Source organism: Silicimonas algicola, assembly GCF_003970735.1.
Lineage (GTDB): Bacteria > Pseudomonadota > Alphaproteobacteria > Rhodobacterales > Rhodobacteraceae > Silicimonas > Silicimonas algicola.
The window spans coordinates 3,971,879-3,991,972 of sequence record NZ_CP034588.1; the positions used below are offsets into that span (position 1 = coordinate 3,971,879).

17 protein-coding genes and 1 pseudogene are annotated in these 20,094 nt (G+C 62.8%); 4 read left to right on the forward strand and 14 right to left on the reverse strand.

Annotated features, from left to right (window positions below; translation table 11 throughout):
* Positions 1-88: 88 nt before the first annotated feature.
* Both EF888_RS19720 and EF888_RS19725 read left to right on the forward strand, forming a co-directional pair.
* Positions 89-1,891: a PHA/PHB synthase family protein gene (locus tag EF888_RS19720; RefSeq protein WP_109760432.1), complete on the forward strand. Its 1,803-nt coding sequence runs from the start codon at positions 89-91 to the stop codon at positions 1,889-1,891.
* A gap of 183 nt (positions 1,892-2,074) precedes the next feature.
* Entirely contained in the window at positions 2,075-2,521 is a 447-nt protein-coding gene (locus EF888_RS19725; protein WP_109760431.1) for a phasin, PhaP, read from the forward strand.
* Positions 2,522-2,613: 92 nt separating this feature from the next.
* On the opposite strand, the pseudogene EF888_RS19730 reads toward EF888_RS19725, so the two are convergent.
* The 6 genes and pseudogenes from EF888_RS19730 to EF888_RS19755 form a co-directional block, all read right to left on the reverse strand.
* Positions 2,614-3,450 (reverse strand): annotated as a pseudogene (locus EF888_RS19730) (ABC transporter permease); the annotation flags it as partial.
* Positions 3,451-3,469: 19 nt separating this feature from the next.
* Positions 3,470-5,191: an ABC transporter permease gene (locus EF888_RS19735; RefSeq protein ID WP_109760429.1), complete on the reverse strand. Its 1,722-nt coding sequence runs from the start codon at positions 5,189-5,191 to the stop codon at positions 3,470-3,472.
* Positions 5,188-5,481: a DUF1330 domain-containing protein gene (locus EF888_RS19740; RefSeq protein WP_109760428.1), complete on the reverse strand. Its 294-nt coding sequence runs from the start codon at positions 5,479-5,481 to the stop codon at positions 5,188-5,190. Before EF888_RS19740 ends, EF888_RS19735 begins: the two co-directional genes overlap by 4 nt.
* Positions 5,482-5,532: 51 nt before the next feature.
* Positions 5,533-6,654 (reverse strand): extracellular solute-binding protein, encoded by a 1,122-nt coding sequence (locus EF888_RS19745; RefSeq protein ID WP_109760427.1) that lies wholly within the window; start codon positions 6,652-6,654, stop codon positions 5,533-5,535.
* Positions 6,655-6,729: 75 nt separating this feature from the next.
* The gene (locus EF888_RS19750; protein ID WP_420902646.1) at positions 6,730-7,824 is read right to left on the reverse strand and encodes an ABC transporter ATP-binding protein; all 1,095 of its coding nucleotides are present in this window, start codon (positions 7,822-7,824) and stop codon (positions 6,730-6,732) included.
* A gap of 140 nt (positions 7,825-7,964) precedes the next feature.
* Positions 7,965-9,173, reverse strand: a complete 1,209-nt coding sequence (locus EF888_RS19755; RefSeq protein WP_109760425.1) for an aminopeptidase P family protein — start codon at positions 9,171-9,173, stop codon at positions 7,965-7,967.
* Between the two features lie 267 nt (positions 9,174-9,440).
* On the opposite strand from EF888_RS19755, the gene EF888_RS19760 reads away from it, so the two are divergent.
* Positions 9,441-10,250: a division plane positioning ATPase MipZ gene (locus EF888_RS19760; RefSeq protein WP_109760424.1), complete on the forward strand. Its 810-nt coding sequence runs from the start codon at positions 9,441-9,443 to the stop codon at positions 10,248-10,250.
* On the opposite strand, the gene EF888_RS19765 is transcribed toward EF888_RS19760, so the two are convergent.
* On the reverse strand, positions 10,247-11,047 hold the full coding sequence (locus EF888_RS19765; RefSeq protein WP_126918616.1) for a hypothetical protein: 801 nt from the start codon (positions 11,045-11,047) through the stop codon (positions 10,247-10,249). The two genes, EF888_RS19760 and EF888_RS19765, sit on opposite strands and share 4 nt — an antisense overlap.
* 301 nt (positions 11,048-11,348) lie before the next feature.
* Here EF888_RS19765 and EF888_RS19770 point away from each other — a divergent pair, with 301 nt between their 5' ends.
* Positions 11,349-12,368, forward strand: coding sequence for a Gfo/Idh/MocA family protein (locus EF888_RS19770; protein WP_109760422.1), 1,020 nt, complete (start codon positions 11,349-11,351; stop codon positions 12,366-12,368).
* Between the two features lie 303 nt (positions 12,369-12,671).
* Here EF888_RS19770 and EF888_RS19775 read toward each other — a convergent pair whose 3' ends face one another.
* The 7 genes from EF888_RS19775 to EF888_RS19805 all read right to left on the reverse strand — a co-directional run bounded on the left by EF888_RS19775 (position 12,672) and on the right by EF888_RS19805 (position 20,080).
* Positions 12,672-14,135 carry a mannitol dehydrogenase family protein gene (locus EF888_RS19775; protein ID WP_109760421.1) on the reverse strand — a complete coding sequence of 488 codons (1,464 nt, stop codon included), beginning with the start codon at positions 14,133-14,135 and terminating at the stop codon, positions 12,672-12,674.
* Positions 14,136-14,204: 69 nt separating this feature from the next.
* The gene (locus EF888_RS19780) at positions 14,205-15,209 is read right to left on the reverse strand and encodes an ABC transporter ATP-binding protein (protein ID WP_109760420.1); all 1,005 of its coding nucleotides are present in this window, start codon (positions 15,207-15,209) and stop codon (positions 14,205-14,207) included.
* A gap of 10 nt (positions 15,210-15,219) precedes the next feature.
* The gene (locus EF888_RS19785; protein WP_109760419.1) at positions 15,220-16,050 is read right to left on the reverse strand and encodes a carbohydrate ABC transporter permease; all 831 of its coding nucleotides are present in this window, start codon (positions 16,048-16,050) and stop codon (positions 15,220-15,222) included.
* Between the two features lie 10 nt (positions 16,051-16,060).
* On the reverse strand, positions 16,061-16,927 hold the full coding sequence (locus EF888_RS19790) for a carbohydrate ABC transporter permease (RefSeq protein WP_109760418.1): 867 nt from the start codon (positions 16,925-16,927) through the stop codon (positions 16,061-16,063).
* 111 nt (positions 16,928-17,038) lie between these two features.
* Complete coding sequence (locus EF888_RS19795) at positions 17,039-18,346, reverse strand: ABC transporter substrate-binding protein (RefSeq protein WP_109760417.1); 1,308 nt, start codon at positions 18,344-18,346, stop codon at positions 17,039-17,041.
* Positions 18,347-18,443: 97 nt separating this feature from the next.
* Positions 18,444-19,403 carry a sugar-binding transcriptional regulator gene (locus EF888_RS19800; protein WP_109760416.1) on the reverse strand — a complete coding sequence of 320 codons (960 nt, stop codon included), beginning with the start codon at positions 19,401-19,403 and terminating at the stop codon, positions 18,444-18,446.
* A complete protein-coding gene (locus EF888_RS19805) occupies positions 19,400-20,080 on the reverse strand; it encodes an HAD family hydrolase (RefSeq protein ID WP_109760415.1) in 681 nt (226 codons plus the stop codon). The genes EF888_RS19800 and EF888_RS19805 overlap by 4 nt, the downstream gene beginning before the upstream one ends.
* Positions 20,081-20,094 lie beyond the last annotated feature (14 nt).

Consider the following 20,094-nt stretch of genomic DNA (forward strand, 5'->3'; position numbering starts at 1 on the left):
GCGCCAAACCTGCCTTTGCCATGACGCCGGGTCACGAGTAAGGTTCCAGCAGGATGCTGCAGATGCAAAGTAGGTCGGATAGTAGCGCATGACAACTGAAGAAACCGGAAACGAGGCCGAGCGGCTGGAGCTGTTGAACAAAAACCTCGCCCGGATCGAGGAATTGTCGCAGCGTCTTGTCGCTGCGCTGGCTCACAAGAAGTCGTCTCCGTCCGGTCTTCAGGGCCCCGGCCACGAGCTCTATGCCAAGGCCGCTGCCGCCTACATGTCGGAAATGGTGACGCACCCGTCGAAGATATTCGAGAACCAGGTCCAGTATTGGGGCAAGGCGCTGACCCACTACCTTGAGGCGCAACAGACCCTGATGCAGGGAAAATTGGCCCCTCCGCAGGACACTGGCCCCAAGGACCGCCGCTTTTCGAGCCCACTCTGGGACGAGCACCCCTATTTCAACTTCATCAAGCAGCAGTACCTGCTGTCGTCCGCCGCGATCGCGGATGCCGTCGACGATCTGGACGAGCTGGATTCGAAGGACAAGAAGCGACTGCGATACTTCTCGCAGCAGATCATCGACATGATGAGCCCGACGAATTTCCTGGGAACGAACCCCGAGGCGCTCGCGAAGGCGGCCGAAACCCAGGGACAGAGCCTTGTCGACGGGCTCGAGAACCTCGTCCGCGACATCGAAGCGTCGGACGGCGAGCTTCTGGTGACTCTGGCCGACAAGAACGCCTTCAAGGTCGGCGGAAACATCGGGACGGCGGAAGGCTCGGTCGTCTATCGAAACGAGTTGTTCGAGCTGATCCAGTACGCGCCGACCACCGAGAAGGTGCACCGGGTCCCGCTTCTGATCTTCCCGCCGTGGATCAACAGGTTCTACATCCTCGACCTGAAGCCGCAGAACAGCCTGATCCGCTGGATCGTCGACCAGGGCTATACGCTGTTTGTCGTATCCTGGAAGAACCCCGACGCCTCCTACCGCGACTTCGGCATGGACGATTATGTCGAGAAAGGCTTCCTGACGGCCATCGATCAGGTCAAGGAGATCACCGCCCAGAAGAAGGTCAACGTCATCGGCTACTGCATCGCCGGCACGACTTTGGCCCTGACGCTGGCCCTGATGAAGAAGCGGAGGGACACATCCGTCGCCTCGGCCACTTTCCTTACGACGCTGACCGACTTCGAGGACCAGGGGGAGGTCGGCGTCTTCCTGTCGAACGATTTCTTGGACTCGATCGAGGAACAGGTTCAGCGCGTGGGCGTGCTGGAAAGCTTCATCATGAGCCGGACGTTCAGCTATCTCCGTTCGAACGACCTGATCTACGGCCCCGCCATCCGCAGCTACATGATGGGAGAGGCGCCGCCCGCCTTCGACCTTCTCTACTGGAACGGCGACGGCACGAACCTGCCCGCCCGCATGGCCATCGAATATCTGCGTGGCCTCTGCCAGGAGAATCGCTTCGCCCGCGACGGCTTTACCGTCCTGGGCGAAACCGTGCGCATCGGGGACATCAGTGTGCCGCTCTGCTCGGTCGCCTGCGAAACCGATCACATCGCCGCATGGCCATCGTGCTACCAGGGCGTCCGCCGGATGGGCAGCAAGGACCGGACCTTCATCCTGTCGGAAAGCGGACATATCGCGGGCATCGTGAACCCGCCCTCCAAGAAGAAATACGGACATTACGTCAACGACGACTGGCCCGAGAACGCGTCGGATTGGCGCGAGGCGGCCCAGCACAGTGATGGCTCGTGGTGGCCGACGTGGGAGGCCTGGCTGGCGGGGTGGTCGGGCGCGATGATCGCCGCGCGTACGCCCGGCACCGAAAAAGGACATTCGATCCTCGCGGCGGCTCCTGGAACCTACGTCACGGAGCATCCTGCCCTCGCGTGACGATTTTTTTGCCCTGGAACCGCGGATTCGGGGGCTATTACCAGACCAAGTTACTGAAATCGTGATATTTTAAATTATTGCTGCACTGCAGCATTGCCTCTTGATTTCTGCGCTGCAGCGTGTATGTATTGTGCACACGCAGCAACGCGGGTCCTCCCCGCCAGCTAACCAGGAGAGAGACCAATGGCCAAAGCCACACAAGACTACACCAAGATGATGAAAGACATGATGGGCACCTTCCCCGTGGACACCTCCGCGATGCAGGAAGCGTTCAAGACGCAAGCCTCGTTCGCCGACCGTATGTCGAAGGTTGTTCTGGAAGCCGCCGAGAAGTCGACCGAGATTTCCGCCAGCTGGACCAAAGCCACCATCGGCAAGCTCGGCGTCGTGACCAACGTCAAGGAAGACCCGGCCGACTACACCAAAGCCATGACCGACTTCGCTTCGGCCCAGGCCGAGATGAGCGCCGAGTCGATGGCGTCCTTTGCCGAGATCGCGAAGAAGGTCCAGATGGAGACCGTCGAGCTGATGCTCGCCGCCGGCAAAAACTTCGGTGACGACGCCACGAACGCCGTCAAGAAGGCCACCGATGACATGACCGCCGCCGCGAAGAAGGCAGCCGTCAAGTAAGATTTCGAGTTCAGATCGCCAACTCCTCCCTGTTGGCATCTTACCTCCGGCGGGTCCTTGCGGCCCGCCGATTTTTTTGGCCGTTCCCGGCTTCAGCCCGGCGACATGCCCCGCAGCCTCTCGGACCTGCGCCGCAGGATCTCCAGCGTCGCAAGCAGCAGGATCGACAGCGCGACTAGAATCGTGGCAACCGCGAGGATCGTCGGGCTGATCTGCTCCCTCAGACCCGTGAACATCTGCCAGGGCAGTGTCTTCTGTCCCGCCGATCCCACGAAAAGAACGACCACCACCTCGTCGAAGGACGTGATGAAGGCGAAAAGCCCGCCCGAGATGACCCCCGGAAGGATCAGTGGCATCTGCACCCTGAAGAATGTCGTCACCGGGTCCGCGCCCAGGTTCGCCGAAGCCCGCGTCAGCGAACGGTCGAACCCGACGAGCGTCGCGGTCACCGTGATGATGACGAAGGGAATGCCCAGAGCCGCGTGCGCAAGGACGACGCCCCAGTAGGTCCCTTGAAGTCCGATCCGCGAATAGAAGAAATACATGCCCGCGGCCGAGATGATGAGTGGCACGATCATGGGCGAGATCAGCACCGCCATGATCACCCGCCGGAAGGGAACGTGCTGCTGGCTGAGTCCGATGGCGGCCAGCGTGCCGAAGCTCACGGACAGGATCGTCGCCATCGGCGCGATTCGGAAAGAGTTCCACAGCGCCTGCTGCCAGTCGTTGTTGGTGAAGAAGTCGCGGTAGTGCTTCAGCGAGTATCCGTCCGGGTCGAGCGCCAGCATCTTCGGTGTGAAGGTGAAGAAGTCTTCGGCGTTGAACGACAGAGGAATGATGACGGCGATCGGGGCGATCAGGAAGAAGAAGATCAGCCCGCAGATGACGCGGAAGGTATAATACCAGACGCGCTGGCCGGTCGTGGCATAGATCGGCAGTCCGCTCATCTCAGCCTCCCAGCTTCACGTTGTCGATCCCGACCATGCGGTCGTAGGTGTAGTAAAGCATCAGGACCGCAGCGAGGAGGATGGTGCCCAGCGCCGCCGCCAGTCCCCAGTTCAGCGAGGACGAGATGTGATAGGCGATCCGGTTCGAGATGAAGACCCCGGATGTGCCGCCGACCAGTTCGGGCGTGATGTAGTAACCGATGGACAGGATGAAGACGAGGATCGACCCCGCCCCGATGCCCGGTACCGAGTTCGGGAAGTAAACGCGCCAGAACGCCGTCCAGTCTGTCGCCCCCAGGCTCTTTGCGGCGCGGACGTAAGTCACCGGGATCGTCTTCATCACGGAATAAAGCGGCAGGATCATGAACGGCAGCAGGATATGCGTCATGGCGATGATCGTGCCGGTCTGGTTGTTGATGAGCACGAGTCGCCCCGTGTTGCTGACGATGCCGATCCATACGAGCAGATCGTTGATGACCCCCTGTTGCTGGAGGAGGATCTTCCAGGCGCTGGTCCTGACCAGAAGCGAGGTCCAGAAGGGAAGAAGCACCAGGATCATCAGCAGGTTCGCCGAACGCATCGGAAGGTTCGCCAGAAGCCACGCAATGGGATAGCCGAGGATGATGCAACTGATCGTGATGATCAACGACATCACCAGCGTGCGCTGGAACAGCATCAGGTAGATGCTCTCGCGATCCGGACGCTTCTCGATGCCGTTCGGCGTGAGTTGAAGGTCGATGGCGTTCAGGAAATACCCAATCGTGTACTCGCTCGAGTAGGTGCGCAGGGTGTTCCACACCTCGGTCTCACCCCATCCGTCATCCATCTCGACGAAGGCGGCGCGGTAATCGACCGAAGGCAGGTCTGCCTCCGCAGCCGCGCGAAGCTGATCGGCACCCGGCCCAGCGTAAGTCGCAAGCGCCTCCAGCGTCGCGTCGCGTTCCAGATCGACGCCCAGCGCGGCATAGACGGCTTCCCAAGGCTCTTCCTCGGCCACGACGTCGTCGTCGATCAGCGCGATGTAGACCGCCCAGGCCGTGTAGGCGCGCGTCGTGCGTGGAAGAATCTGCGCAATCTCTGCCGAGGGCGCGAATGCGATGTCTCCACCGGTCGGTTCGGCGGTCAGGGCTTTGACGCGCGCGCGTTCGGACTTCAGGAGGGCGTCGTCGCTGTCGTCGGCGTTGTTCATCAGGCCGTACCAGAACCCGGCCTCGCCCCAGCTTTCGTCGAGGTCCTCCAGAGCGTCCTGGGTCTCTTCGCCGATGTCGTCCAGCCGCCGGCCCGACGAGCGGAAAAGCGAGCTGACGCCGGCACTTTCATAGTTGAGGCGGGTGCCAAGCTGGGTGTGCTTCTTCGCCTCTGCAGCCAGGAACAGATCGAAGTACAGATCCTCGAAGGTCGGTTCGCCCGGCACCTCCAGCGACGACTGGTCCAACCCCGCCACGGTCTGCGGCAGCGTATCGGCGACGATGCGGTTTTCGACCGAGCGGAACAGCATGTCCGCGATAGGTGCAATGAAGGTGACAAGGATGAAGATGAGAAGCGGGGAAACGAGCAAGAGCGCCCGCATCTTCTCGCGGCGAAGCGCGCGGTTGAGGCTCGTTTTCAGTGGCGTGCCGTCGGCCGAGAGGACCGGGCCCGCCTCGGCGCGATCGGCCGTCCGAAGCGCGTTGTCGGGCGTGGCGCCTGTGATCTGGTCCGGTCCCGTCGCCGCGTCCGTCATTCGCCGTGTCCCTCCACGACGAGGATGGTGCTGTCAGCGGTGCGCCGCCGTATATCGGCGACTTCCTGGTACTCGGGGTCGTGGTAGGCCTTGAGGGCGGCTTCGTACGACGGAAACTCGATCACTACATGCCGGGCATGGGCCTCGCCCTCGACGATTTCGCTCTGGCCGCCCCTCACGATGAACCGGCCGCCAAGACCTTCAAGGATCGGCGTGTCCCGCGAGATGTACTCCTTGTACGCCTCGGGATCGCGGACCGTGATGTGACCGATGATATAGCCTTTCGGCATGACGTCCCCCTCGATGATGTGCGGGGCCCCGAAGGGCCCCGCGACGTCGGATTATTGCGACAGCCAGTTCTGGAAACGGGCTTCCACGTCGTCCTGATTGTCAGCCCACCACTCGATGTTGTTGACCAGATAGTTCTTCTGGTTCTCGGGGTTGGTGGGCATGTGCGGCGCCATCTCGATGCCGAGGTCGGCATGGGTCGAGACGAGCGGCTGCGAAGACGCACGAGCCGGACCGTACGAGATGTACTTGGCCTGATCGGCCAGACGCTGCGTGTCGGTGGCAAAGTTCAGGAAGTGCATCACGCGGTTGAGGCGCGGCTCGTCGAGCCCTTCGGGAACGATCCAGCCGTCGAAGTCGAAGACCTGCCAGTCCCAGAGCATCGCGATCGGCTGGTTCTGCTCGGCGATGGCCGAGAACAGACGACCGTTGTAGGTCGAGCCCATGACCACTTCGCCGTCGGCGAGAAGCTGGGGCGTCTCGGCGCCGGCCGACCACCAGATCACGTCGTCCTTGATCGTGTCGAGCTTGGCGAGAGCACGCTCTACACCATCCTCGTCGAGGACGTCATAGAGGTCTTCCTTGGCGACGCCGTCGCAGAGAAGAGCCCATTCGATGTTCTTCTTCGGACGCTTTTCAAGCGCGCGCTTGCCGGGGAAGGTCTCGGTGTCGAAGATCGCGCAGACGCTGTCCGGCGTGGCACCGTTCCACTCGGCCACGTCCGTGCGATAGCCGAAGGTTGTCGAGAAGACGATCTGCGGGATGAAGCAGTCGTTGATCGCGCTGTCGCCGAAGTCTTCCGACGCAGGCGTGCCATCCGGCGCAGCGGCCAGAGACTCGTCCAGGTCGACTTCCATCGCGAGACCTTCGTCGCACAGGCGCTGGCTGTCCGGACCTTCGACGTCGACGAGGTCGTAGGTCATGTTTCCGGCTTCCGAGGCGGCGCGGATCTTGGCAGTCGATTCGTTCGAGCTTTCGTCCCAGGTGACGTTAACGCCGGTCGCTGCCGCATAAGGCTCGGTGTAGGCCTTTTGCTGGCTGGACTGATAGGCGCCGCCCCAGGACATGATCGTCATCGAATCCGCGCAGTTCTCGCAGGGGGGCAGGTCCTGCGCACCGGCGATCACCGGAGCGACAGCCAGAGCCGTCGAGGCCAAAAGTATTCTCAGTTTCATTTCAATCTCCCAGTCATTGTACCCGTTAATGTCACTTGGCCGATGCGCCCCGGGCCGGGCGCGCCGGTGATCCGCTCAGGCGTCCAGCGCCCGGCAATCGGACGGAAGCCAGCCGATCTCGATCTGGCGGCCCGGCTCGAGCCGGGCCTGATCGGGGGCGTTCCGTGTCTTGACGACAAAATCGTCCTTGCCCGCGACCCGCAGCCGGGTCCGGAAGATGTCACCCATGTAGATGAATTCCAGCACCTCGGCCTTGAGCGTGTGCGCCCCAGGCATAAGCCGGTCCTTGTTGAACTCGACGCGCTCCGGACGGATCGAAACAAGGGTCTTTTCCCCAGGTTTGGTGACGTTCACGGGCTTGGCGTCGATCAGGTCGCCCGACGTCAGTCGGACGGTGCAGCGATCGCCGTCGATCTTGTCGATGACACCCGACAGCGTGTTGTTCTCGCCGATGAACTGCGCCACGAAACTGTTCTCTGGCTCTTCGTAAAGCTTGTCTGGCGGCGCCAGCTGCTGGATGCGGCCATCATCGAAGACTGCCACGCGGTCGGACATGGTCAGCGCCTCGGTCTGGTCGTGCGTCACATAGACCGTGGTGATGCCCAGAGAATGCGCAAGGTTCGTTATCTCGAACTGCATGTGCTCGCGCAGCTGCTTGTCGAGAGCGCCGAGGGGTTCGTCCATGAGGACGAGCTCGGGCTCGAAGACCAGCGCGCGCGCAAGAGCGACGCGTTGTTGTTGGCCGCCTGAAAGCTGCGCCGGGCGGCGCCCGCCGAAGGCACCCATCTGCACCATGTCGAGCGCGCTCTTCACGCGCTCTTCCCGCGCGGACTTGTCCACCTTCCGGACTTCCAGTGGGAAGGCCAGGTTTTCGGCGACGGTCATATGCGGGAAAAGCGCGTAGTTCTGAAACACCATGCCGATGCCTCGCTTGTGCGGCGGGATGTTGTTGATCGGCCGCCCATCGAGAAGGATCTCTCCGTGGGTCGCCGTCTCGAACCCGGCCAGCATCATGAGGCAGGTGGTCTTGCCCGACCCCGAGGGCCCCAGCATCGTCAGGAATTCGCCCTTGCCGATCGAGAGGTTCAGATCCTTCACGACAAGCGTTTCGCCGTCGTAACTCTTCTGCACATGGTCGAATACAACGAACTCGTCTGTGCCGTCTCTCACGTCGGACAATCCCCCCGGATCCCTGCTGCGTTCCCGCGATTCAACACGATGCGGGCTCCAAGTGCAACTTTCCCCTAGGTAAGGCCGCCTCGACCGCCGTTTGCGGCGTTCCTGATGCGGATTCCGGCATTGCCAGGGTGTCATGCGGAAATCGTGTTCGCTTCGATGCCGTAGGGGAACCCGGTGATGTCGACAGCGCCCTTTTCGTTCAGGACGAGAATATCGTGCTCTCGATATCCGCCCGCGCCAGGCTGCCCTTCGGGGATCGTCAGCATCGGCTCCATCGAAACGACCATGCCGGGTTCAAGCACGGTGTCGATATCCTCGCGCAGTTCCAAGCCTGCTTCCCGTCCGTAATAGTGACTGAGAATGCCGAAAGAGTGGCCGTACCCGAAGGTGCGGGACTGCAGCAGCCCCTCATCTGCGAAGAAACGGTTGATCTCGGCGCAGATACCCGAACATGTGGCGCCGGGGCGGATAAGGCTCATCCCAAGCTCATGTGCCGCGACGTTTGCTTGCCAGATCCGCTGCGTCTCGGGATCCGGCTCGCCAAGGTACAAGGTGCGCTCGAGCGCGGTGTAGTAGCCCGAGATCATGGGGAAGGTATTGAGGCTGAGAAGATCCCCTGCCGCAAGCTTCCGCGCCGTGACCGGGTTGTGCGCGCCATCGGTGTTCAGGCCCGACTGGAACCAGACCCAGGTGTCCCGATATTCGGCCTCGGGGAACGCCTCCGCGATCGCCAACTCCATCGCGTCCCGTCCCGCCATCGCCACGTCGATCTCTCTCGTGCCGATCCGGATCGCGTCGCGGATCGCCTTGCCGCCGATGTCGGCGACGCGGGCGCCTTCAGTGATCAGCCGGATTTCGGCGGGCGACTTGATCATGCGCGCACGCATGACGTCCGGCGCGATGTCGATCAGGTCCGACAGACCCAGCATCTCGCGAGCGGCCCGCTCGGACGCCAGCGTCATGTGGTCGCCTTCGATCCCCAGGCGATCGACGCGGCCCAGGACCGATCCGACCGCGCGCCAGTAGTTGTTTCGCTGCCAGTCGGTATAGATCACGTTGTCCGCGACCGACCGCCGCCAGGGCTGGCCCAAGTCGATGTTGGCCGAGATCGTGGTGCAGCGGTCCGGCGTCACGACACAGCCGTAGGGCCGTCCGAAGCTGCAATAGAGAAAGCCCGAGTAGTAGGCGATGTTATGCATCGAGGTGAAGAGAACGGCGGGGATATCGCGCCTTGCCATGATGGCCCGCAGCGTCGAAAGACGCGCGTCGTATTCATCGCGGCCGAATGGCAGGGTGGCCTTTTCGCCGTTTTCAAGCGTCAGGAAGTCGGGTCGGGTCATGGCGGTCGCTCCAGGTTCGCCACCCCCGGCGTACAGGGGCAATGAACGGGCCATACCGGCGACCGCCGGGCAGCGACGCCATCGCTGCGAGCGATTGGGAATCTATGACACCTGCCCGCCATCCGTCAATCGGTCGAGATGCGAGAGGCGTTGCATCCCTGTCCTCTCCCGGCGGTAAGCGCCAAGGGGTGCTTTTCTTAGGCACTAATCCTCAATATAGTGACCGAAACAGGCGGGGCGGTCCGTTCCAGAAGAAAAGGCAGGGCAGTGGCGCATATCATCGTCGTCGGGAACGAGAAGGGCGGCGCGGGCAAATCGACCGTCGCGATGCACATCGCGACGGCGCTCGTGCGCATGGGCCATGTGGTGGGGGTCCTCGACCTCGACCTGAGGCAGCGAAGCTTCGGGCGATACATCGACAACCGGAAGGATTTCATGGCGGCCGAAGGGCTTGACCTTCCCTGTCCGATCTACCGCGAGCTTCCGAACATCGCCAAGGAGTCGCTCGGTCCGGGCGAGAACGTCTACGACCAGCGCCTGTCGGCGGCCGTGACGGGGCTCGAGCGGGAGGTCGAATTCATCCTGATCGACTGCCCCGGCTCGCACACCCGTCTCAGCCAGGTCGCACACTCCCTTGCCGATACGCTTGTCACGCCATTGAACGACAGCTTTGTCGACTTCGACCTGCTGGCGCACATAGACCCGCGGACGAACCGCGTGCTGGGGCCTTCCGTCTATGCCGAGATGGTGTGGAACGCGCGCCAGCTTCGGGCGCAGGCCGGCCTTGATCCGATCGACTGGGTGGTGGTCCGCAACAGGGTCGGCGCACAGGCGATGCACAACAAGAAGAAGATGGAGGACGCCGTCAACGCGTTGGCCAGACGCGTCGGCTTCCGTGTTGCGTCGGGATTTTCCGAACGCGTGATCTTTCGCGAACTCTTCCCGCGCGGGCTTACCCTTCTCGACCTCCGCGACATCGGGGTTCAGAACCTGAACCTCTCGAACGTGGCCGCCCGGCAGGAGCTACGTGAACTGGTGAAAGAGTTGCGGCTTCCTGGTGTGACCGTCGACTTTTAGCGAATGGTAGCGGCGCTGGGTCTACGAGGCTCGGACGCTGCACCGGGGCGGCGGCTATGGGATCGACGGCGCTGTATGACGGCAGACATCGCCGCAACCGGTGTCACGTCGTCATCTCTCTCATTTCTCTTCCGGTCACGGCGCAGGATCGACGTCGCGCTTCCCATCGACAGGAGTGCGATGCCCGCCAGCAGCGTACCGACGACAGCCAAAGCGTGCCTAACGTTGGTCAATCTGTCGTCCTGAAGGACAACGGCGCCATCCATCGGGTCTGCGGACAGCAGCAAGACATCAGGCATGAGATGCAGGTCGGCACTGTCGAAGGCTGCCTCGACCGCACCGCGGATGGGACGGCCGGTCACCATCTCTCCCCGCACTCCGGTGACGTTGCCTACGCTGTCGCCCCTGGACGCCGTGGATGCGCCCAGAGCGTCGCCATCATGCTCGAACAGGACGGCGACCGGCACGGTCGCCAGTCGGGCGAGGTCAGCCATGTAACGCGCGTGGGTGCCGGCATCGTCGCGCGCAATCGGGCGTCGCGGCAGTCCGGATTCCTTCGAGATGAGATGCAGCGCGAGCGGCAGGGCGTCGGGCCGCACAGGGAAGATGGGATAGGCCGTGATCCAGTGGGGCCTGTCTTTGGTCCCCACGTTGACACGAGCCGCCTTGTCTTTGCCGATGTCGCCCACGACATGGACCTGGCCGATCATGTTGGTGTGACGATCCGCAATGAAATCCTGGACCATCACTTCAGTCGGATTCCCGACCTTCGAAGCGAGCATGTCCGCAGCGAACATCTGGTCCTGATGGTAGCCGATAACAGCCGACGTCCCAAAGCAGAGGACCGCGGCTGACATCCAGACGCGTGGCGACAGAAGCTGGGTCCTCCAAAGGGAGATCAATGTCCGTCCTCGTACATGCGCATTCGTTACGCTTTGATCCTGAGGGTCCAAGGGGGCGGGAACGTGGCGATTGTCTGGAAGATTGACCATGGTGTTTGAACAATGTGTTTATCCACAGGGGAGTTCCGATGCCGCTGCCGATTTCGGCGATCAGTCGTGTCGCGAGCTTTCTAGCAGTGGAAAGCGGAGATGAGGCATGAAGGTCGGGCTTATCGGGACAGGCATGGTGGCAAGGACCTATGCCGATGCCATCGCGAGCTCCAAGGTTGTGGCGCTGGGGCCCGTCTACTCACGAAATCCCCTTAATAGAGACGCTTTTCTGGCCTCGCATCCCGCTTTGGACGGCTCGCCCGCGTTCGACGTGGACCAGATCGCAAACGACCACAGCGTGGACTTTGCCATCGTCATCACGCCGCCAGATGCGCGACTTGAAATCGTCGAGACCCTCGCGCGCGCCGGGAAGCCAATCCTGATGGAAAAGCCCGTAGAGCGCACGCTCGAGAACGCCACGCACCTCGTCGAGCTTTGCGAAGACCTTGGCGTGCCACTCGGTATCGTCCTCCAGCATCGCGCGAGACCCGTGGTCGCCGAACTGAACGCCCGGCGCGACCAACTGGGGCCTTTGCTCTCGGTCGAGGTGGACGTGCCGTGGTGGCGTCCGCAAGAGTATTATGACCAGCCCGGGCGCGGCACCTACGCCCGCGACGGCGGCGGCGTTCTGATCACTCAGGCGATCCACACCATGGACCTCATGGTGAGCCTCACGGGACCCGTCCGCGACGTCACCGCCATGTGCGCGACCACCGGGGCTCACAATATGGAGGCCGAAGATTTCGTCGTTGCAGGACTGTCATTCGAAAACGGCGCGTTCGGCAAGCTTTTCGCCACGACCGCCGGCTTTCCAGGTTCCGGTGAAACGATCTCGCTGCACTGTCGTGACGGCTCCGCGCGGCTCGAGGCCGGTATACTGAGGCTCGATTATCGCGACGGGACATCCGAAACTGTCGGCCGGGCCACGAGCAGCGGCGCGGGAGCCGATCCCATGGCCTTCACCAGCGACTGGCACCGCGCGATGATCGAGGATTTCGCCGAGGCGATCAGGGAAGGTCGTCCGCCGCTCGTTCCAGGCCGGGCAGCGCTCGAGGTGCATCGCCTGATCGCCGCGATCGAGAAGGCCGGCGAGACCGGAAAGCGTGTCACTCTGGAAAGGGTGTGATCCACGTCCTTCAAGCCTGGCGTCTCGGCATCGATTACGGGCAAATCTTCGCCTGTTCATCCAGAGAACCGAAAGCACCATCTAGCTGCGCAAGGACACCGACATCGGGCGTCCGCACGTCAGCAACACTCTGCTTCTGCTGAATATTGACCAGAACGAGCCGATGCTTTGCGGCGAGGCGGGGCTGCCATATTTCCCGCGCCTCGTCGGGGACGTTCAGGACCGGAGGGAAACGGCCGTGAGACTGGCGCATACCTTCACGGTCATGAACTTGGCCGTACGCTCGCAGATGAGGACCGAGGGTCAGGCCGCGTAGGTGTCCAGCGCAGCTTTCATGCCGTCGGCGTGGATCATGCGCAGCCATCTGGCGAAGGGCTCGGCAAACCGCTTGTCATTGCCGAGGTCGCCATAGAACGGAAGCGCCAGCCAGGCCCCGGGATCGTCCTTCGCCGCGGTTGCCGCCGCCTGAAGTTCATCCCACATTGGGTCGTTCGGTTCCACCGTCGTTCCGTTCTCGCGGACTCCGGTGCAGTAGCGGCACCACGCCGCCTCGACCAGCGCCAGCCCTTCGATCGAGGTGCCGGCCGCCAGGGCCTCATGGATGATCGGCAAGAGGAAACCGGGATGCCGGCTCGATCCGTCGAATGCGACGCGCCGTGTGGTGTCCACGATCCGCGGGTTTGAGAAACGACGGTCTATCAGGTCTATGTATTCGGCCGGCGTCTTGCCCGGCACAGGCTTCACGAAGGGCAGGATCTCGGTCGCCTCGACCTTGTGGAAATAGGCGTGGATCGAGGGGTGCTCCATAGTGGCTGAAATCGTCTCTAATCCTAAGACTTCGGCAGGTGCCACGATGACCTGATGCCCGCCGTTCAGGATTCGGATCTTCATGGTCTCGTAGTCATGGACGTGGCGCGAGAAGGTCGCACCCGCCTTGTCCCAATCCGGGCGACCCGCGCAAAAATCATCCTCGATCACCCACTGGCGGAAGTTCTCGTGCGTGACCGGAACCTTGTCGTCGATGCCAAGGCCCCGTGCGAGCGCAAGCTCGTTCGGCCCGGTCGCCGGCACGATGCAGTCGACCATCGAGTTCGGGAAGGTGCAGTTCGCCCCTATCCAGTCCGCGAGGTCGGCGTCGCCCATCCGCGCAAGCGACAGGATTGTCCGCTTCAGGACTTCGCCATTGCCCTGGAGGTTGTCGCAGCTCTGTCCCGTGAAGGGCCCAGCGCCTGAATCCCGTCGCCGCTTGAGCGCCGCGATCATCGCACCGAAGGCGGTGCGCGGGCGGTCGGGGTGAGCGGCGTCATGGACGATGTCGGGGTGAGCGGCATCTAAGCCCTTGTTGGCAGCGTCGATGAAGTAGCCGCCCTCGGTCACGGTCAATGCAACGATACGGATTGCCGGATCTGCCATTCTGGCGATCAGCGCACCGTTGCCTTCTTCGATCGGAACGTAGTCGATCATGGACCCCGTCACCTCGGCCGAGCTTCCTCCCGGGTCGAGTTCGATCAGCGTCGTCAGGTAGTCCTGCGATTTCATCTTCTCGCGCATCGCGGCGTCGTAGGGGCGCACGCCAGCGCCGACGATAGCCCAGTCGTGGGCCAGTCCCTCCTGCATCAGCCGGTGCAGATACCAGGCCTGGTGAGCGCGATGAAAGTTGCCGAGACCGATGTGGACGATACCTGCCCTCAAGGCGCCGCGATCATAGGTCGGGCGCAGCACGGCGTCGGGAAGCTGGTCTAGCGTCTCGTTGGACAGGGGTATCATTCGGCTATCACTCGTTTCCTTTGCCGCTGCCTCTGGCAGTGGCGTCACGCAGGCATCGACCATACCGCACTATGAGATTCGCAGGCCTGCCTTGTCGAAGCGATGCATCCGGCTTTCGTCCGGCGTCAACCAGATCGTGTCACCGTGATGCATATCCACCTCGCCCCCGGCCCGCACCGTGATGGGTTCGTCGCGTCCCTCCAAGTGGACGTGGAAGAACGTGTCCGACCCCAGATGCTCCGACACGCCGACGCGGCCTTTCCATAGACCCTCGGTCGGCGAGGGGGTGATGTGCTCGGGCCGGATGCCCACGGTATGAGCACCCCGTTTCTGGGCCTCGGGGCCTTCGAGAAGGTTCATCCTGGGGCTTCCGATGAACCCGGCCACAAACTTGTTGCGGGGCGTATGATACAGCGTCAGCGGGCTGCCGACCTGCTCGATCACGCCTGCCTGAAGCACGACGATCTTGTCCGCCATCGTCATCGCCTCGACCTGGTCGTGGGTGACGTAGACCATCGTGGTGGCGAGGCGTTTGTGAAGTTCACTGATCTCGAGCCGCATCCCGACCCGCAACGCCGCGTCGAGGTTCGACAAGGGCTCGTCGAAGAGGAACGCCGCCGGTTCGCGCACGATGGCGCGACCGATCGCGACCCTCTGCCGCTGTCCGCCCGAAAGCTGGCCCGGACGCCGCTCGAGGTATGGCGTCAGGTTCAGGACTGACGCCGCGCTGTCGACGCGCCGGTCGATTTCGGCCTGCTCCATCTTCGCCATCTTCAGCGGAAAGGCGATGTTCTTCCGGACGCTCATGTGCGGGTAAAGCGCGTAGGACTGAAACACCATCGCCAGACCGCGCTTGGCGGGAGCCACGTTCGTCGCATCCTGCCCGTCGATCCGGATCTGGCCCGAGGACACGTCCTCGAGCCCCGCGATCAGGCGCAGAAGCGTGGACTTGCCGCAGCCCGACGGGCCGACGAAGACCACGAATTCTCCATCCTCGATCTCGAGGTCCAGCGGCGGGATGACGGTGACCTCGCCGAACGTCTTCTTCACCTTGTCGAGTACGATGCGTCCCATGTCGTTTCCCTCACTTCACCGCGCCGAACGTCAGTCCGCGGACGAGTTGTTTCTGGCTGAACCAGCCAAGGATCAGGATCGGCGCGATGGCCATGGTCGAGGCCGCCGACAGCTTTGCGTAGAACAGGCCCTCGGGGCTGGAGTAGCTGGCGATGAAGGCGGTCAAGGGAGCGGCCTTCGCGGCAGTCAGGTTTAGGGTCCAGAATGCCTCGTTCCACGCCAGGATGAAGTTCAGGAGCATGGTCGAGGCGATGCCGGGCACCGCCATCGGTGTCAGCACATACAGGATCTCGGCCTTGAGTGAAGCTCCGTCCATCCGGGCAGCTTCGAGGATCTCCCCGGGGATCTCCTTGAAGTAGGTATAGAGCATCCAGACGATGATCGGCAGGTTGATGAGCATCAGCACCACGACGAGGGCGGCGCGGCTGTCCAGGATCCCCAGCTCGATGCAGATGAGGTAGATCGGATAAAGAACACCCACCGCCGGCAGCATCTTCGTCGACAGCATCCACATGAGGATGTCCTTCGTCCGCCTCGACGGGACGAACGCCATCGACCAGGCCGCCGGGATGGCGATCAGCACGCCAAGAACGGTCGATCCGCCGGCGATGATGACCGAGTTCCAGAGAAAGCGCATGTAGTTCGAGCGCTCCTGCACCACTGCATAGTTCTCGAGCGTCCAGTCGAAGAACAGGAACACGGGAGGGCTGCTTATCGCCTGCGCCTCGGTCTTGAAGCTGGTCAGGATGGTCCAGAGGATCGGGAAGAAGATCAGCAAGCCCGCCGCCCAGGCGATGACGGTGTTGATGGCCTTGCGCTGCGGTGTGACGTTTCGTGCCATGCTCTGTCTCCTACGCGTCCAGGTTCTTGCCGACGATGCGCATCAGGAAGATGGCGACGATGTTGGCCAGGATGACGGCGTAAATGCCGCCAGCGCTTCCCAGTCCAACGTTCTGGCTTTCCAGCACACGCTGGTAGATCAGGTAGGTCAGCGTGCGGGTGCCGAACGAACCCTGAGTCGTGACGAAGATCTCGGCGAAGATCGACAGAAGGAAGATGGTCTGGATCAGCACCACGACCGTCAGCGCGCGGCTGAGGTGGGGCAAGATGATGTAGGCGAAGCGCTTCAGCGGAGGCGCACCGTCCATCTCGGCCGCCTCGAGCTGCTCGCTGTCGAGCGACTGGATCGCCGTCAAAAGGATCAGCGTCGCGAACGGCAGCCACTGCCAGGCCACGATGATGATGATCGAGAACAGCGACCACTGGCTCAGCCACTCGACGGGCTGCGCTCCGAAGAATTTCCAGATGTGGGCGAAGAGTCCGTTCACGGGGTCCATGAACATGTTCTTCCACACCAGCGCCGTCACCGTGGGCATAACGAAGAAGGGTGCGATGACGAGGATCCGGACGATCCCCTGACCCCACATCGGCTGGTCGAGGAGAAGCGCCAGGAGGATGCCGAAGATCGTCGTGATCAGAAGGACGCCACCGACGAGGACCAGCGTCGTCTGCACGCTTGGCCAGAAGGCCGAAGAGGTGACGAAGCGGATGTAGTTCTCCAAGCCGACGAACCCCATGTCGCCGCCTCTCAGCGGCAGGTACTCGCGGAACGAGAACCACAGGGTCATGACGAGCGGCACCAGCATCCAGCCTAGAAGCAGGATCACGGCAGGGGCCATCATCAGTCGGGCGGCGGATCGGGAATGTTGGGTCGCCATGACAAATCCTCTCGGGCCGTGGGCTGCACCCACAGGGAAAGATCATCACTCGTGCCGGGTACGGTAGGTCCGGAGGCAGCCCGAAGACCGCCCCCGGCAGGGAGGAGTCCGTCAGTAGCCTGCGGCTTCCATTTCTTCAGTCGTCAGGGCCTGAGCCTTTTCAAGCGCCTGCTCGACGGTCTGCTGACCGGCCAGCGCGGCCGAGAACTCCTGGCCAACGGTGGTGGCGATGCCAGCGAACTCGGGGATCGCGACGAACTGGACGCCCGTGTAGGGAACCGGATCGATGGTCGGATTGGTCGGGTCGGCCGAGTTGATCGAGTCGAGCGTCATCTTGGCGAACGGCACCTGGGCGTATTCCGGATTCTCATAGAGCGAGGTGCGGGTGCCCGGCGGGACGTTTGCCCAGCCTTCATTTTCGGCGACGAGGGCGGTGTATTCCTTCGACGTCGCCCAGGCCACGAACTTCTTCGCGGCGTCCGTGGCATCCGATCCGGCGGGGATGGCCAGCGACCAGGCCCACAGCCAGTTGCCCCGCTTGCCGAGCCCGTTGTCAGGCGCGAGAGCGAAGCCGACCTGGTCGGCAACAGTGGAATCCGCCGGATTAGTGACGAAAGACGCCGCAACCGTGGCGTCGATCCACATGCCGCACTTGCCCTGCTGGAACAGCGAGAGGTTCTCGTTGAAGCCGTTGGTCGAAGCGCCCGGAGGGCCGTAGTTGGTCATCAGGTCCATGTAGAAGTTCAGCGTGTTGGCCCAGGCTTCGGAGTCGAACTGAGCCGTCCACTCCTCGTCGAACCACTTGGCGCCGAACGAGTTGCCCATGGCCGTCAGGAAGGCCATGTTCTCACCCCAGCCGGCCTTGCCGCGCAGGCAGATGCCATAGACTTCGGCATCCTTGTCGGTCATCGCCGCTGCGGCTTCCTTGATGAAATCCCAAGTGGGCGCCTCGGGCATTTCCAACCCGGCCTTTTCCATCAGGTCCTTGCGGTACATGACCATGGACGACTCGCCATAGAACGGCGCCGCGTAAAGCTCGCCGTCCACCGTCAGGCCATTCCGTATCGCGGGGAGAATGTCGTCGGCATCCCACTCCGCGGGAAGGTCGTTCAGCGACACGAGCCAGCCCTGCTTGCCCCAGATCGGCACTTCGTAGGTGCCGATGGTCAGCACGTCGAACTGGCCGCCTTTGCTCGCGATGTCCTGCGTCACACGCTGGCGCAACACGTTCTCTTCCAGAGTAACCCACTCCAGCGTGATGTCGGGGTTCTGGGCCGTGAAGTCCTCGGTCAGACCCTGCATCCGGATCATGTCGCCGTTGTTGACGGTCGCGATCGTAACGGTGGTCTGGGCGTTCGCCGCGGCGGCAATCGCACAAACGGCTGCCGCACCCATGAGGGTGCGAATCTTGAAAGTCATCGATGTTCCTCCCAGTTCAAGAGCATAAACATATGCTCATGTAGTGAACATATGCTCAACCATTGCCATGATTCTGTCAAGTGGTTCCGAATTCTGCTCAGGCGCGCAGCAAGTGGCGCGCCGTCTCCTCGTCCGTGATGAGCTGGTCGATCAACCCGCCTGCCAGCGCAGCGCGAAGTGCGGTAACCTTCTTGCGCCCCGCCGCGATACAGCAAAGCGGCATTCCTGCGACAGGCACCCTGACGCCCATTGTCCGGTCATTCACCGAGTGGTCCAGAAACCGTCCTTCCATGTCGAAAACATGGCCCGCGATCTCGCCCGCCGCGCCCACGCTCCTCAGATCCTCGAGCTCGGCCTCCGAGATGAAGCCGTCCACAAAAAGCGGTGCGTCGTCGCTGGTCTGGCCGATGCCCACGATGGCCAGGTCCGCCGCCTGAGCCAGCGTGCGGGACGCCTGGACGTGCGGCAGCTTCATGTAAAGCTCGTACTCGTCAGGCGTCCGGGCGATCAGCGGAATCGCCAGCGGATACTGGGGCGCCTGGGTCTTTTCGGCCAGTCGCACGATAACTTCGTAGGCTGTCGCAGACCCGTCCGGCGCCACGTTGCCGTTCAGCGCCACAAGCTTGTGATGCGCTCCCTCGATCCGCTGCATCTGCTCGATCACCGCGCGCAGCGTCCGGCCCGTTCCAAGGCCCACGGTCCTTGGCTCGTCCGACTGGAAGATGCCTTCCAACACTGGTGCCGCGAACACGGCGACGCCCCGTACCGGATCTGCGTCGGGCCCGAGGCTGGGCGACACCCAAGCCCGATCAAGGTTGAACCGCGTCTTAAGATCGCGCTCCATCTCCAGACAGGCCACGATCGGATGGTCGATGCTGATGCGCACCAGCCCCTCGGCGGCCGCACGCGCGACGAGGCGCTGAGCCCTCTGACGCGAAATTCCCAGCTCTCGTGCGATCTGGTCCTGTGTCAGGCCACCAACGTACGACAGCCACGCCGCGCGCGCCGCCCAGTCGCGGGGCGAGACGTCGGGATCGTCGACGGATGGACGGTTCATGGATCAGTGCTCCGCTCGAGGCCGCGGGCACCATCGAAGAAAACGTCGAACGAATCAATCTTGGCATGGGGAGGCGCCGTCGGATCGTCCAACAGCTCAAGACCGGTCAAGTGGCTGCCGCCGGTGAATTGCCACACCGTCATGCCCGCCGCCAGGCCCGCACGGATGCCCGCGAAGCTGTCCTCGATCACCAGGCACCGATCGGGCTGCGCACCCATCTTCCCGGCAGCCGCAAGGAACAGGTCGGGCGCGGGCTTGCCCCGCTCGACCTCGCTCGACGTCGTCACGCGGCCCGCGAAGGTCTTTTCGAGGTTCACGATCTTCAGGCTGCGCGCCACGCGTTCGGGACTGGAACTGGTGGCAAGGCAATAGGGCACGCCGAGACGGCTCAGGACAGCGGTGAAGCCCGGCATCACGGTCAGCTCACTGTCGAAGGCGGCCAGAAGCCGGGTGCGGTAATCAGCCTCGAACCCCTCCGGCAGGGCGATGTCGAAATCCGTCCGGATCTGCGCCATGACGACCGGATAGCTCCGGCCCAGGAAGTGGCGCGCGACATAGGCGCGGTCGACCTCGACCCGATAGCCCGCCAACGTCTCGATCAGCATACGTGCCGAGATGGCCTCGCTGTCGATGACGACGCCGTCGCAGTCGAAGATCACGAGCTCGAAGGGGGCCATGAGGCGCAGTGTCC